Source organism: Mesorhizobium sp. M8A.F.Ca.ET.021.01.1.1 (genome assembly GCF_003998025.1).
GTDB lineage: Bacteria > Pseudomonadota > Alphaproteobacteria > Rhizobiales > Rhizobiaceae > Mesorhizobium.
The window spans coordinates 1-820 of sequence record NZ_RZSJ01001027.1 but is presented as its reverse complement, the minus strand read 5'-3'; the positions used below and the strand labels follow the sequence as shown (position 1 = coordinate 820).

At 64.3% G+C, this 820-nt stretch carries 1 protein-coding gene; it reads right to left on the bottom strand.

Features of this window, described 5'->3' with window-relative positions; genetic code table 11:
- Window positions 1–820: alpha/beta hydrolase (locus EOA36_RS36360; protein ID WP_245464577.1), on the bottom strand; the 820-nt coding region annotated here is incomplete at both ends.

Sequence of the window (820 nt, the reverse complement as noted above, 5' to 3'; positions counted from 1 at the left end):
CCGGGCGATCAGGCCGGAGAGCCTGAGCGCCCGGTCATCGTCCGACAACAGCAGGATGAACGGCTTGTCGGGCTTGCCGTAGCGGCGCATCTGGCTCTTGAACACGTCGACATCGATGTCGGGCGAGGCAAGCACCACGTCGCCGAGCTTGCCGCCGAGGTCGCGGTCGCCGCTGATGGCCATCTGGCGCAGCGTTTCCATTGTCACCCAGGTCCCCATCGAATGGGCGACAATGTCGATGCGCCGCGCACCGGACTGCTGCAGCATTCGCAGGGTCACTTCGAGCTGGTCGCGGGCGGCGCTGGCGCTTTCCTTGTCATAGACATAGTCGGTGGTCTTGGCACCCGAGGCCCAGGAAAACAACACCGGTGTCCCGGGATAGCCGGAATCATGCACGATCTGGGTCAGGCGATAGACGGCGTCGTCGAAGCCGGTGTTGTAGCCATGGACGAAGACCATCACCCGGCCGCCGCGCGCCGCGATGTCGGCGTTGAGCGCGCTGGAGAATTTCGGTTGGGTATCGTAGCCGACGACCTCGGAAGCCATGAAATATTTGGCCGGATCATCCGACTTGCCGCGTGAGCGACGCTCGATCTGGCCGGTCGTGTGGACTCCCGGAACGGTGACGTTGACGCGGGCGTAGTTCAGCGTCGCCGAGCGTTCGCCGTCGAAAACCTTGTTGGGATCGTCGGATTTCTTGCGCGTCGTGGCGATGAAGATCGAGTGGTTGCCCGCGATTTCCGTCACCGGCGCGGACATGACCGCGCTGCCGAGCAGTTCCTCGGTTTTGCGGCCGCCGCAGCCTGCCACCAGCAAGGCG